Origin of the sequence: Microbacterium sp. LMI13-1-1.1 (assembly GCF_040815625.1) — a bacterium.
GTDB lineage: Bacteria > Actinomycetota > Actinomycetes > Actinomycetales > Microbacteriaceae > Microbacterium > Microbacterium forte.
In genome coordinates this window covers 15,376-27,877 of the sequence record NZ_JBFPNL010000007.1, presented here as the reverse complement: position 1 = coordinate 27,877, position 12,502 = coordinate 15,376, and the positions used below count along the sequence as shown (strand labels likewise).

At 69.3% G+C, this 12,502-nt stretch carries 12 protein-coding genes; 8 read left to right on the top strand and 4 right to left on the bottom strand.

Annotation, left to right across the window (positions count from 1 at the left end; all coding sequences use genetic code 11):
- Window positions 1-9 precede the first annotated feature (9 nt).
- Window positions 10-471 (bottom strand): class Ib ribonucleoside-diphosphate reductase assembly flavoprotein NrdI, encoded by a 462-nt coding sequence (gene nrdI / locus MRBLMI13_RS16445; protein WP_042537840.1) that lies wholly within the window; start codon window positions 469-471, stop codon window positions 10-12.
- A gap of 6 nt (window positions 472-477) precedes the next feature.
- A complete protein-coding gene (nrdH, locus tag MRBLMI13_RS16440; RefSeq protein WP_042537838.1) occupies window positions 478-711 on the bottom strand; it encodes a glutaredoxin-like protein NrdH in 234 nt (77 codons plus the stop codon).
- A gap of 389 nt (window positions 712-1,100) precedes the next feature.
- Here nrdH and MRBLMI13_RS16435 point away from each other — a divergent pair, with 389 nt between their 5' ends.
- From MRBLMI13_RS16435 to MRBLMI13_RS16410, 6 genes are all read left to right on the top strand, one after another.
- Complete coding sequence (locus MRBLMI13_RS16435; RefSeq protein ID WP_194285963.1) at window positions 1,101-2,309, top strand: MFS transporter; 1,209 nt, start codon at window positions 1,101-1,103, stop codon at window positions 2,307-2,309.
- A complete protein-coding gene (locus MRBLMI13_RS16430) occupies window positions 2,306-3,220 on the top strand; it encodes a sugar kinase (protein ID WP_367823926.1) in 915 nt (304 codons plus the stop codon). Before MRBLMI13_RS16435 ends, MRBLMI13_RS16430 begins: the two co-directional genes overlap by 4 nt.
- A 44-nt stretch (window positions 3,221-3,264) precedes the next feature.
- Entirely contained in the window at window positions 3,265-4,023 is a 759-nt protein-coding gene (locus tag MRBLMI13_RS16425) for an alpha/beta fold hydrolase (RefSeq protein WP_367823924.1), read from the top strand.
- Complete coding sequence (locus tag MRBLMI13_RS16420) at window positions 4,020-5,180, top strand: acyl-CoA dehydrogenase family protein (protein ID WP_367823922.1); 1,161 nt, start codon at window positions 4,020-4,022, stop codon at window positions 5,178-5,180. Before MRBLMI13_RS16425 ends, MRBLMI13_RS16420 begins: the two co-directional genes overlap by 4 nt.
- A gap of 88 nt (window positions 5,181-5,268) precedes the next feature.
- Window positions 5,269-5,736: an Lrp/AsnC family transcriptional regulator gene (locus MRBLMI13_RS16415; protein ID WP_153302254.1), complete on the top strand. Its 468-nt coding sequence runs from the start codon at window positions 5,269-5,271 to the stop codon at window positions 5,734-5,736.
- Window positions 5,733-7,127 (top strand): aspartate aminotransferase family protein, encoded by a 1,395-nt coding sequence (locus MRBLMI13_RS16410; RefSeq protein ID WP_367823920.1) that lies wholly within the window; start codon window positions 5,733-5,735, stop codon window positions 7,125-7,127. Before MRBLMI13_RS16415 ends, MRBLMI13_RS16410 begins: the two co-directional genes overlap by 4 nt.
- 28 nt (window positions 7,128-7,155) lie before the next feature.
- Here MRBLMI13_RS16410 and MRBLMI13_RS16405 read toward each other — a convergent pair whose 3' ends face one another.
- Window positions 7,156-8,697 (bottom strand): PucR family transcriptional regulator, encoded by a 1,542-nt coding sequence (locus MRBLMI13_RS16405; RefSeq protein ID WP_367823918.1) that lies wholly within the window; start codon window positions 8,695-8,697, stop codon window positions 7,156-7,158.
- Between the two features lie 95 nt (window positions 8,698-8,792).
- Here MRBLMI13_RS16405 and MRBLMI13_RS16400 point away from each other — a divergent pair, with 95 nt between their 5' ends.
- Window positions 8,793-10,277: a CoA-acylating methylmalonate-semialdehyde dehydrogenase gene (locus MRBLMI13_RS16400; protein ID WP_367823916.1), complete on the top strand. Its 1,485-nt coding sequence runs from the start codon at window positions 8,793-8,795 to the stop codon at window positions 10,275-10,277.
- A 33-nt stretch (window positions 10,278-10,310) separates the two neighbouring features.
- Window positions 10,311-11,699, top strand: a complete 1,389-nt coding sequence (locus tag MRBLMI13_RS16395; protein ID WP_367823914.1) for an aspartate aminotransferase family protein — start codon at window positions 10,311-10,313, stop codon at window positions 11,697-11,699.
- Window positions 11,700-11,749: 50 nt separating this feature from the next.
- Here MRBLMI13_RS16395 and MRBLMI13_RS16390 read toward each other — a convergent pair whose 3' ends face one another.
- Window positions 11,750-12,478, bottom strand: coding sequence for a FadR/GntR family transcriptional regulator (locus MRBLMI13_RS16390; protein WP_309691466.1), 729 nt, complete (start codon window positions 12,476-12,478; stop codon window positions 11,750-11,752).
- Between the last annotated feature and the right edge of the window lie 24 nt (window positions 12,479-12,502).

Below are 12,502 nucleotides of genomic sequence, written 5' to 3'. Positions count from 1 at the left end.
CCGTGTCCGTCACTGAGTCGGTTCCTGCCTGCTCGTCAACTGCGGTACCCACCGTCGCTCCAATCCGTCGCTCACGCGATCTACATCGTCTTGTGTGCCGAAGATCTCGAGCCGATACAAGTGAGGCACGTTGCACTTGCGGCTGATGATGTCACCGGCGAGACAGAAGGAGTCGCCGAAGTTGGTGTTGCCCGCGGAGATGACTCCGCGGATGTGATTCCGGTTGCGCTCGTCGTTGAGGAACCGGATGACCTGCTTGGGCACCGCGCCTCGTTCGACGCCGCGCCCCTCACCCCCGCCGTAGGTGGGGGTGACCAGCACGAAGGGCTCGTCGACGACGAGATCTTCCTGCTGTCGGAGAAGGGGAATGCGTCGGGCCGGGAGCCCGAGCTTCTCGACGAAGCGCGCGGTGTTACCCGAGGCGCTCGAGAAGTAGACCAGGAGCGGCGCGGCGGTCGCGACGGCGCTCATGGCGGATCACGCCAGACGCGAGGCGAGCTCGTCGATCTTGTCGGGACGGAAGCCCGACCAGTGGCCCTCGTCGGTGACGACGACCGGCGCCTGCATGTAGCCCAGCGCCTTGACCTGCTCGAGTGCGGTCGCGTCTTCCGACAGGTCGAGGATTTCGTACTCGATGCCCTTGGCGTCGAGCGCGCGGTAGGTGGCGTTGCACTGAACGCAGGACGGCTTCGTGTAGACCGTGATCGACATCTTTTCGCTTCCCCTCAAATCTCTGGCCTGCATCTGTATCAGGCTGTTTTCCGGTAGACCCTCACCGGGATCTCAATACTACATATAGGTACGGACATTCAGGGTGACCACTAGGGGTAGTAGTTACATACGTGTAGTTTTCCACCGCTCTCCACTGTTACAACACAGGTTCTCCACCGTTTCTTCCACAGGCTCGGGCACCTCGGGAGCAGCTCCGAACCGCGAGAAATCGCGGCTGGGAACGACCTGTGAGAGATCCATCCACAGGTCGGACCATACGCCTCACCTCTGACATCGGATTTTCTGTGGAAACTCGGTTTGGGCGTGTCGCGGCGTGTCGCGGAGGAGCCGCTTCGACCGGCGTCCGCACCTCCCGGTAGCGTTGACCCGTGGCGGGATATCGGGACCTTCTTCGCACGCCCGGAGTGGCGCGCATGATCGCTGCACAGCTGACCGCTCGCTTCCCCAACGGGATGACCTCGCTCGCGATCCTGCTGCACGTCGAACAGCAGACCGGCTCATACGGCTCGGCGGGCCTGGTGCTCGCCGCGACCAGCGTCGGGCAGGCCGTCGCCGGCCCGATCACGAGTCGATGGATGGGCGCCTGGGGCATGCGCCGCGTGCTCGCCCTCACGCTCAGCGTGTGCGTGGTCGCCGTGCTGGGCTTGGCGCTGCTCCCCCTGAACGTCCCCGGATACATGGCGCTCGGCATGATCGCCGGCCTCTCGACCCCGCCGGTGCAGGCCGCCGTGCGCACCATCTATCCGAAGCTCGTGAACTCGACACAGCTCACCCCGCTCTTCTCTCTCGACGCCTCGCTGCAGGAGATCATCTGGGTGCTCGCCCCCGTCGTGATCACGCTCGTGTCGACGCAGATCGGCACGGCCGTGGGGCTGCTGCTCGTGGCGGTCGTGCTGGTCGGCGGCGGAGCGTGGTTCATCCTCTCTCCCGAGGTCGGCCGCGTGCGCATCCCGCGAAGTCGCAGCGCCCTCGGCAAGGTCGTGCTCAAACCGCCGGTGCTGCTCGCCACCATCATCGGATTCCTGCTCATCGGCGCGTGCTCCGCGGTCGAGGTCGGTGTCGTCGCGACGTTCGAGCACGGCAGCCTGGCGGCCGGCCTCGTGCTCGCGGTGTTCGCCGTCGGCAGCCTCGCCGGAGGCCTCTCGTTCGGACACATCCCCATCGGGCCCTGGGCGATGGCCCGCCGCCTCACCATCGTCACGGTCGGCCTCGCACTCACCATGTTCTCCCTCAACGAGTTCTGGCTCGGCGGCACCCTGATCGTCGCCGGCATCGGCGTCGCGCCGGCTCTCGCCGTGCTGTTCGCCATCACGACCGCGAGCGTCAAGTTCAGCGAGACCGCCGAGGCCTTCGGCTGGGCCGGCACCGGTCAGCTGATCGGCGCCGCGGCCGGCTCTGCCGTCGCGGGCTTCCTCGTCGATGCGACGGATCCGCGCGGCGCCTACCTCGCGGCAACCCTCTTCGCCGCAGCCGGACTCGTCGTCTCGATCGTCTTCGTCCGCTCCTTCCCCGATCTGCGTCATCGCGATGCGAGTCCCCACCCCGATACCGAACCCCTGGCGGTCACCCCTTCATGAGCTCTGCGTCCTCCCCCGCATCCATCGCCCCCGAGGTGGTCTGCATCGGCGAGTCCATGGGACTCGTCACCGCTCTGGGCGCACCGCTCGCCGAGACCGAGACGGCGGCACTGGGGCTCGCCGGGGCAGAGGGCAACGTCGCCGTCGGACTCGTCTCGGCAGGGCATCGGGCCGCCTGGGCCTCGCGCCTGGGCGACGACCCGATCGGCGTGCGCATCTCGACCGAGCTCGCGCGCCGCGGCGTCGACCTCTGGGTGACGACGGATGCGGATGCGCCCACCGGCGTCATGTTCAAGGATCCGGGCACCGAGTCGTCGTCCGTCTACTACTACCGACGCGGATCGGCGGCGTCGCTGATGGCGCCCGGGTTCCTCGACGCCCCGCAGCTCGCCGGTGTCCGCATCGTGCACACGACCGGCATCACCCCGGCGCTCTCCCCCTCCTGCCGCGCGATGGTCGATCAGCTGTTCGTCGACGCGCGCACAGCCGGGGCGCTGGTCTCGTTCGACGTGAACGATCGCAGGGCGCTGTGGACGATGCAGGATGCGGCCGAGACGCTGACCCGGCTCGCGGATGCCGCGGACATCGCCTTCGTCGGTCGAGATGAGGCCGAGCGCGTCTGGGGCACCGCCACCGCCGTCGAGATCCGTGCGCACCTTCCGAACTGCGGGCTGCTCATCGTGAAGGACGGCGACGTCGGCGCGACCGCGTTCCTCGGCGACGACGAGCCGGTGTTCGTGCCCGCGCCGCGGGTCGAAGTCGTCGAGCCGGTCGGCGCCGGCGATGCCTTCGCGGCCGGGTTCCTCGCCGCGACGCTCGACGGCGCAGAGCTCGCCGAGCGACTCTCTGCCGGACACACCGCAGCCGCGCGGGTGCTGACCACGCACGGCGACCTGCCACCGCTGCCCTGAACTCCGCACGCCTCCCCCGTACGACCCGGTCGTAGGCTTGCTGCATGCCCGCACCGCTCACGCTGCCCCGCATCTCCTGGGGTGATCCGGCCTCCGATCGCCGAGTGCTCCTCGTGCACGGCCTCGGCTCCTCCGCTGCTCTCATGTGGCGGGTGGGCACCGCCCTCGCCGACGCCGGATGGCATGCGACCGCCGTCGACCTGCGCGGTCACGGCGACGCCCCGAGGGCCCTCGACTACTCGGTCGCCGCCTATGCGGCAGATCTCGTCGCGACCGAGCCCGACGGCGGTGGGGCGTGGGATGCCGTGGTCGGCCACTCTCTCGGCGGCGCCGCCGGCACGGCGGCCGCAGCATCCGCTCCGGAGTGGACCCGCCGCCTGGTGCTGCTCGACCCGGCGATCCTCGTCGACGGCCGCGATGCCGCGATCGTGCGTCGCAGCCAGGAGCGTGCCTTCGCCGACAACAGGGTGGAGCTGGTGCAGCAGGAGCATCCGCACTGGCATCCGCAGGACTGGGAGCTCAAGGTCGATGCCGTGCACCGAGCGAGTGCGTGGGCGGTCGAGCAGACGAGTGCGCAGAACACCCCGTGGGATGTCACGGCTGATGCCGCGCGGTTGACCGTCCCCACCCATGTGATCGCCTCTGATCCGGCGGTCTACAGCATCTTCACCGGCGATGTCGCAGCCTCCGTTCTCGCCTCGAACCCTCTCGTCACGATGTCGGTCGTCGAGGGATCCGGGCATTCGCTGCACCGCGACAAGCCCGAAGAGACCGTCCGACAGCTGAGAGAGGCCCTCGCGTGAGCACGTTCGACCCGACCGCGTATCTTCCCGAAGACCTGCTCGAGCGCATCCGCGAGCGGGCTCCCATCCACGACCGCGAGAACACGTTCCCCGAACAGGACCTCGCCGAGCTGCGGGACGCCGGCTACCTGTCGATCCTCGTCCCCGCCGACCGCGGAGGCGCGGGTCTCGGACTCGCCGAGGCCGCGATCCTCCAGCAGCGCCTCGCGACCGCCGCCCCGGCCACGGCGCTCGCGATCAACATGCACATCGTCTGGACGGGGGTCGCCAAGGTCTTCTCCGACCGCGGCGTGCCCGGCCTCGAGTTCGTGCAGGACGGCGCGGTGGCCGGCGAGGTCTTCGCCTTCGGCATCAGCGAGGGCGGCAACGACCTGGTGCTGTTCGGCAGCGACACCGAGGCCGCGCCCACCGCCGACGGCGGCTACGCGTTCACCGGCACCAAGATCTTCACCTCGCTCGCGCCCGTTTGGACGAAGCTCGGGCTGCACGGCCTCGACACGACGAGCGCCGACGCCCCGAAGCTCGTCTTCGCATTCGTCGACCGCACCGATGCGGTCGTGACGGGCGACGACTGGGACACTCTCGGCATGCGGGGCACGCAGAGCCGCACGACCCGACTCGACGGAGCCACTGCGGATGCGGCGCACGTGGTGCGCCGCATCGATCCTGGTCCGAACCCCGACCCGATCGTCTTCGGGATCTTCTCGGTCTTCGAGATCCTGCTCGCCTCGGTCTACACGGGCATCGCGCGCCGTGCGCTCGACCTGGCCGTGCTCACCGCGCAGAAGCGCCGCTCGAAGAAGACAGGTGCCGCGTACAGCCAGGATCCCGACATCCGCTGGCGCATCGCCGACATGGGCCTCGCGTACGACGCCCTTCCGCCGCAGATCGCCGTCCTCGCGCGCGATGTCGACGAGAAGGTCGACAACGGCGCCCGGTGGTTCACGCTGCTCTCGGGGGTCAAGCACCGGGCGATCACGATGTCGAAGCACGTCGTCGACCAGGCGATGCTGGTCGCCGGCGGCGGCTCGTACTTCTCGTCGAACGAGCTGTCGCGGCTCTATCGTGACGTCCTGGCGGGGGCATTCCACCCCTCCGACCCCGAGTCTGCGCATTCCACCGCGGCGAGCGCCTGGCTGGGCCCGCTCGAGTCCTGACCGCGATATTCTGCGGTTTACCCGCTGCAGCTCCGCCGATTCTGCGGAATCGGTTGAAGACAGCCCGCTGCGGTGCGAGGATCGCATCATGATGTCCTCGAAGAAGCATCCGCCACTGGACGGTGTGGCCAAGACGATCATCGAGCTGCTGCAGGAGGACGGCCGGCGCTCGTACTCCGACATCGGGCGTGAGGTCGGCCTGAGCGAGGCCGCCGTGCGCCAGCGCGTGCAGCGTCTCACCGAGTCCGGCGTGATGCAGATCGTCGCCGTGACCGATCCGATGCAGCTGGGCTTCCCTCGACAGGCGATGATCGGCATCCGCGTCTCGGGCGACACTCGCGTCGTCGCAGAGGCCATCGCCGAGATCGCCGCGATCGACTACGTGGTGATCACGGTCGGATCCTTCGACATCCTCGCCGAGGTCGTCTGCGAGGACGACGAAGACCTCCTCGCGCTGATCAACGACCACATCCGCCCGATCGACGGGGTGCTGTCGACCGAGACCTTCATCTACGCCAAGCTGCAGAAGCAGCTCTACAACTGGGGGACCAGATGAGCACGCAACGCACGACTCCGTCCGAGGCCGAACTCCAGGCCATGGCCAAAGACCACCTGTGGATGCACTTCACACGGCAGTCGACCATGGACAAGAGCGGCGTGCCGATCATCGTCAAGGGCGACGGCCACCGCATCTGGGACTCGACGGGCAAGGACTACTTCGACGGCCTCTCGGGTCTCTTCGTCGTCAACGCCGGGCACGGACGCCGCCGCCTCGCCGAGGCCGCGGCGAAGCAGGCATCCGAACTGTCGTTCTTCCCGCTGTGGTCGTATGCGCACCCGGCGGCCATCGAGCTCGCCGATCGCCTGGCCGATGAGGCACCCGGCGATCTCAACCGCGTGTTCTTCTCGACCGGAGGCGGCGAGGCGGTCGAGACGGCCTTCAAGCTCGCGAAGCACTACTGGAAGCTGATGGGCAAGCCCACCAAGCACAAGGTCATCTCGCGCTCGGTCGCCTACCACGGCACCCCGCAGGGCGCCCTCGCGATCACCGGCATCCCGGCGATGAAGTCGATGTTCGAACCCGTCACGCCCGGTGGCTTCCGGGTGCCGAACACCAACTTCTACCGAGCGGCCGAGATGGGCGGCCCGAGCGACGACCTCGAGGCCTTCGGACGCTGGGCCGCCGACCGCATCGAGGAGATGATCCTGTTCGAGGGCGCAGACACCGTCGCAGCCGTCTTCCTCGAGCCGGTGCAGAACTCGGGCGGATGCTTCCCGCCCCCTCCCGGCTACTTCGCCAGGGTGCGCGAGATCTGCGACCGCCACGACGTGCTGCTCGTCTCGGATGAGGTCATCTGCGCGTTCGGCCGCCTCGGACACACCTTCGCCTGCACCGGCCTCGGCTACGTGCCCGACATGATCACGTGCGCCAAGGGCATGACGAGCGGCTACTCGCCGATCGGCGCCACGATCGTGAGCGACCGGATCTACGAGCCGTTCTCGAAGGGCGACGTGTCGTTCCCGCACGGCTACACGTTCGGCGGCCACCCCGTCTCGGCAGCCGTGGCGCTCGAGAACCTCGCGATCTTCGACGAGGAGGGGCTCAACGAGCGGGTGCGCGAGAACTCGCCCCTGTTCCGCGCCGAGCTCGAGAAGCTCCTCGACCTGCCCATCGTCGGCGACGTGCGCGGCGACGGCTACTTCTTCGGCATCGAGCTCGTGAAGGACAAGGGCACGCGCGAGACGTTCGACGACGACGAGTCCGAGCGGCTGCTGCGCGGCTTCCTGTCGCCCGCGCTGTTCGAGGCCGGGCTCTACTGCCGCGCCGATGACCGCGGCGACCCCGTGATCCAGCTCGCGCCGCCGCTCACGGTCGGCCCGGCGGAGTTCCGTGAGATCGAGCAGATCCTGCGGAGCGTGCTCACCGACGCGCAGTCGGTTCTCTGACGCTCGCTTCAGGGGCTCCGGAGACGGCTCAGGCGGATGCCGCGGTGCGCCGCCTCGCGAGAAGTGCGAGGTGGAGCGCCGCGATCGTCTCGCCGTCGTCGAGGTCGGCGCCCAGAAGGTCGCCGATCAGCGTGATCCGCTGATAGAACACCGATCGCGACAGGTGGCTCGCCGCCGCGGCCGCCGAGCGGTTTCCCGGGTGCGCGACGAGAGCGGCGAGCACGTCGAGCAGATCGCCTCTGCGCTCCTGATCGTGACGGATGAGCGGCGCCAGCATCCGCTCGCTGTGCTCGTGCAGCCGGTGGTCGTCACGCAGAGTGGCGACGAGCCGCTCGAGCGGTCGGTCATCGACGCGGCGCACCCTCGCCCCGGCCTCAGCCCTGTCGCTGTCGGCGAGGTCGCGCGCGGCGCGCAGAGAGCCGAGCAGACCGAGCACGTCGTCGGCGACCGGCCCCACGAAGACGGCGCGGTCGGGACCGGCGATGCGCAGCAGCACCTCGTCGGACAGCACCGCGGATGCCGGCAGCGAGAGCAGCGCGACATCGTCGTCGTCGACGCGGGCGGCCACGACCGCGAAGCCTGACTGCCGCGCCCGATAGGCGAGCTCGCTGATGGACGCCGAGCCGCGGGCGACGATCCCGTGACACTGGCGTTCGGCGAGCGCGAAGCCCCCTGCGCGCAGCCGAGCATCGATGTCGTCCGCCCTGGCGAACCGCGCACCGAGGAGGTCATCGATGACGGCGCGCTGCGCCAGCAGCGACCATTCCGCGTCACCGCCGTCGGCGATGCAGCCGAACGCGAGCGCCGTCGCACCCTGTTCGAGCACGGTGACGCGGCCGGCGGGGTGTGCCGGGCCGGGCAGCGCGAGAAGCGTGCCCCAGCGCACTCCTCTCGCCTGCACCGGCACCTGCTCGGCACCCCCTCGACCGTGGAGCACCTCGGCGATCGGCATCCCGAGCCCTTCGGCCGCGATCACCTCGCGTGCGAGGTTCTCGAGCACCACCGGGGCGCCGAGGGCGCGGGCGGTCTCGGCCACCACGACGTCGGCCGGCGCCCCCTGCAGGCTCAGCGCGGTGAAGAGCTCGTGCAGATGCTGCCGCTCACGCAGCGCGTGCGTCTGCGCGGCGATCAGGGCGTGGTGCACGGCCTCGGTCACGGCGACGAACTTCACCTCGCTGGTGAGGGCGACGAGCGCGAGGCCCACCGTCGCGCAGACATCCACGACCGGCTGCGGCACGGCATGGCGAGCTGTCCCGAGCTCGAAGACGATTCCGGCGATGCCCGCTCGATGCAGCCTCGATGCGAAGGCGCGCAGCTCTCCGTCGTCGAACGGCCACCCTGCACCCGTCGTCAGAAGCAGCTCTCCTCCGTCGAGCAGACGCGCGACGCCGACGCTGTCGGAGACATGCACCCACCGCACCGCAGCATCCAACGCCGCACCCCCGACGAGCACGTCAGGCTCGCCCGCCTGCACGGCGGGGTCGGCCAGCACGTCGGCGACCGTGAGGTACACGCTGTGCGCCGGACGGTCTGTCCGGATAACCCTGATGTCGCTACGTTCTGACGCCAAGATTGCCCTCCGTGCTCTGTGATCATGGGAGTAAGCCAGCGTATCGGACCCCGGTCAGAGTGTTCGATGCGGATCACGCACTGCGAGGGAGCCCCGTGGACATCGTCCGTCACATCATCAATGGAGCAGAGACCGCCGAGGCGGCGCGCACGGGTCAGGTCTTCGATCCCGCCACCGGACAGGTCTCGAAGCAGGTCGCCTTCGCCTCGACCGCGGAGGTCGACCGGGCGATCGCCGCCGCGGCATCCGCTCTTCCGGCGTGGCGCGAGACGAGCCTCATCAAGCGCGCCGACGTGTTCTTCCGGCTGCGCCAGCTGCTCAAGGAGCGCACGCCCGAGCTCGCCGCGATCGTCACGTCGGAGCACGGCAAAGTGCTCTCGGATGCCGCGGGCGAGGTCTCGCGCGGCATCGAGAACGTCGAGTTCGCCGCCGGACTCGTGCACCTGCTCAAGGGCGAGCGCAGCGAACAGGTCTCGCGTGGTGTCGACGTGCACTCGGTCAAGCAGCCCGTCGGCGTCGTCGCCGCGATCACGCCGTTCAACTTCCCGGTGATGGTGCCGCTGTGGATGGTGGCCTCGGCGATCGCGTGCGGCAACACGGTCGTGCTCAAGCCCAGCGAGAAGGACCCTTCCGCGTCGGTCTGGCTCGCCAAGCTCTTCCAGGAGGCGGGTCTTCCGGATGGAGTGCTCAATGTCGTGCACGGCGACAAGGAGGCGGTCGACGCGCTGCTCGAGTCGCCACGCGTGAACGCGATCAGCTTCGTCGGTTCGACGCCGATCGCGCGCTCGATCTACCAGCGCGCCTCGGCTGCGGGCAAGCGCGTCCAGGCGCTGGGCGGCGCGAAGAACCACATGGTCGTGATGCCGGATGCCGACATCGACGCCGCAGCCGATGCCGCCGTCTCGGCCGCCTACGGCTCGGCCGGCGAGCGCTGCATGGCCGTCTCGGTGCTGGTCGCGGTCGGCGACATCGCCGATGACCTGGTCTCCGCGATCGCCTCGCGCATCGAGGGCCTCACGATCGGTGCGGGCACGGATGCCGCGAGCGAGATGGGTCCGCTCATCACCCGCGAGCACCGCGACCGCGTCGCCTCCTACGTGACCGGAGCCGCTGCAGAAGGAGCGACCGTCGTGGTCGACGGCACCACGAAGGAGTTCGACTCGGAGGGCTTCTTCATCGGGGTCAGCCTGATCGACCAGGTCGCTCCCGGCATGAAGGTCTACGACGACGAGATCTTCGGCCCGGTGCTCTCGGTGGTGCGCGTCGAGACCTACGCCGAGGCCGTCGAGCTCGTCAACGCGAACGCCTACGGCAACGGCACGGCGATCTTCACGCGCGACGGCGGCACCGCCCGTCAGTACGAGTTCGACATCGAGGTCGGCATGGTCGGCGTGAACGTGCCGATCCCCGTGCCGATCGGCGCCTACTCGTTCGGCGGTTGGAAGGACTCGCTGTTCGGCGACTCGCACATCTACGGCCCCGAGTCGGTGCACTTCTACACTCGGTCGAAGGTGGTCACCACCCGCTGGCCCGACCACACGCCCTCGCAGATCGACCTGGGCTTCCCGAGCAACCACTGAGCTCCGAGCAGACAGAGAACTGAGACACGAGACATGACGAACTTCACCGACCGCCATGGTGCATCCCACCCGCTGCCTGACCCCGAGGCCGAGGCGCAGGTGCGCGCGGATGACCGCGGCCACGTGTTCCACTCGTGGAGCGCGCAGGGCCTGATCGACCCGCTCCCCGTCGCTGCGGGTGAGGGCTCGACGTTCTGGGACTACGCCGGCAACGCCTACCTCGACTTCTCGAGCCAGCTGGTGAACCTGAACCTCGGGCACCAGCATCCCGACCTCGTCGCGGCGATCCAGCAGCAGGCGGGGCGTCTTTCGACGATCCAGCCGGCGATGGCCAACGACGTGCGGGGCGAGCTCGCCCGGCTCATCGTCGAGGTCGCACCCGAGGGCTTCGAGAAGGTGTTCTTCACGAACGGCGGCGCCGAGGCCAACGAGTACGCGGTGCGCATGGCTCGTCAGTCGACCGGTCGCCACAAGGTCCTCTCGATGTACCGCAGCTATCACGGCTCCACGTCGACCGCGATCTCGCTGACCGGCGACCCTCGCCGGTGGGCGAACGGCACTCCCGACTCCGGCGCCGTGCGCTTCTTCGGGCCCTACCTCTATCGCTCGCCGTTCCACGCCGAGACTCCGGAGCAGGAGTCCGAGCGCGCGCTCGCCCACCTCCAGCAGACGATCCAGCTCGAGGGACCCGCGACGATCGCTGCGATCATCATCGAGACCGTCGTCGGAACCAACGGCGTGCTCGTGCCACCGCCCGGCTATCTGCAGGGCGTGCGCGAGCTGTGCGATCGCTACGGCATCGTCTACATCGCCGATGAGGTCATGGTCGGCTTCGGACGGCTCGGCGAGTGGTTCGGCATCGACGCGTACGACGGCCGCCCCGACCTGATCACCTTCGCCAAGGGTGTGAACTCGGGCTACGTGCCGCTCGGTGGCGTCGTCATCTCCGAGCGCATCGCGCGCGCCTTCGACACCACGCCCTTCGCCGGCGGGCTCACCTACTCGGGCCACCCGCTCGCCTGTGCCGCGGGCGTCGCGACGTTCGAGGTGTTCCGTCGCGACGGCATCCTCGAGCGCGTGCGCGACCTCGGCGAGCGCATCGTCGAGCCGACCCTGCGCCGCTGGGTCGACACCCACCCGAGCGTCGGGGAGGTGCGCGGCCGCGGCCTGTTCTGGGCCGTCGAGCTCGTGCGCGACAAGCAGACGCGCGAGCCACTCGTGCCGTTCAACGCCAGCGGAGCGGATGCTGCGCCGGTCGCCGCCTTCGCCGCCGCCGCCAAGAAGGCCGGCGTCTGGCCGTTCACGCACTTCAACCGCATGCACGTGGCCCCGCCGCTCGTGATCAGCGAAGACGACCTGGTGCGCGGTCTCACCGTGCTCGACGAGGCTCTCGCCGTCGCCGACGAGGCAGCCACGAGCTGACAGCGCCGTGAGCTGACAGCGCCGTGAGGTGCAGCCGCTGCTGCGCGGGTTCAGATCAGGAAGCCGCGCAGCAGTGCCTCGGAACCCGCGAGGTGATCGCGCATCGCGGCCTCGGCGACGTCCGGACGTCCGGCCAGGATCGCGGTGACGATGCGTTCGTGCTGCTCGCCCGAGTGCTGGATGTTGCGCGGCATCAGCGGGAACGTGTCCAGCCATGCGTTGACATCGGCCCTGTTCTCGGCGAGCAGAGCGACGAGCGAGGGGATGCCGGCGGCCTCGGCGATCGCGAGGTGCAGCAGGGTGTCGAGCCGTCGATACTCCTCGGGCCCGGCGGGGAGAGCCGCCTCGTGCCGCGCCCACAGGTCGGCGCGCGTCGCGGCATCCAGCGAACGACTCGCGGCCGCGCGCACCGCCCCGGTCTCGAGCACCCGCCGCAGACCCAGCACGTCGTCGAGCTCGGCAGCGGTCACGGCCCCGGCATCCGACGGCTGGGGCAGCGGATCCGCGACGAACGTGCCGCCGTATCGACCGCGCTTCGGCACGAGATACCCCGTGTCCGCGAGTTCGCGGATCGCGTCGCGCACGGTGTCGCGGCTCACTCCGAAGGATGCCGCGAGCTCGCGCTCAGGCGGCAGTGACTCCCCCGGCGCGACCACGCCGAGACGGATGGTCTGCACGAGGCGAGCGACCGCATCCTCGAGAGCGTTGCCTCGGCGCAGCGGCCGGTAGACCGCCCGGCGCACCTCGACGAGATCGCCGTCGGAGGGGTGCTCGCTCATGCTTCTCAGCCTGTCACAGCGACA

Coding starts and splice junctions, on each gene's coding strand:
- MRBLMI13_RS16390 (WP_309691466.1), bottom strand. CDS start 12,478: ATGAGCGAGCACCCCTCCGACGGCGATCTCGTCGAGGTGCGCCGGGCG.
- MRBLMI13_RS16410 (WP_367823920.1), top strand. CDS start 5,733: ATGAGCACGCAACGCACGACTCCGTCCGAGGCCGAACTCCAGGCCATG.
- MRBLMI13_RS16425 (WP_367823924.1), top strand. CDS start 3,265: ATGCCCGCACCGCTCACGCTGCCCCGCATCTCCTGGGGTGATCCGGCC.
- MRBLMI13_RS16395 (WP_367823914.1), top strand. CDS start 10,311: ATGACGAACTTCACCGACCGCCATGGTGCATCCCACCCGCTGCCTGAC.
- nrdI (WP_042537840.1), bottom strand. CDS start 471: ATGAGCGCCGTCGCGACCGCCGCGCCGCTCCTGGTCTACTTCTCGAGC.
- MRBLMI13_RS16430 (WP_367823926.1), top strand. CDS start 2,306: ATGAGCTCTGCGTCCTCCCCCGCATCCATCGCCCCCGAGGTGGTCTGC.
- MRBLMI13_RS16415 (WP_153302254.1), top strand. CDS start 5,269: ATGATGTCCTCGAAGAAGCATCCGCCACTGGACGGTGTGGCCAAGACG.
- nrdH (WP_042537838.1), bottom strand. CDS start 711: ATGTCGATCACGGTCTACACGAAGCCGTCCTGCGTTCAGTGCAACGCC.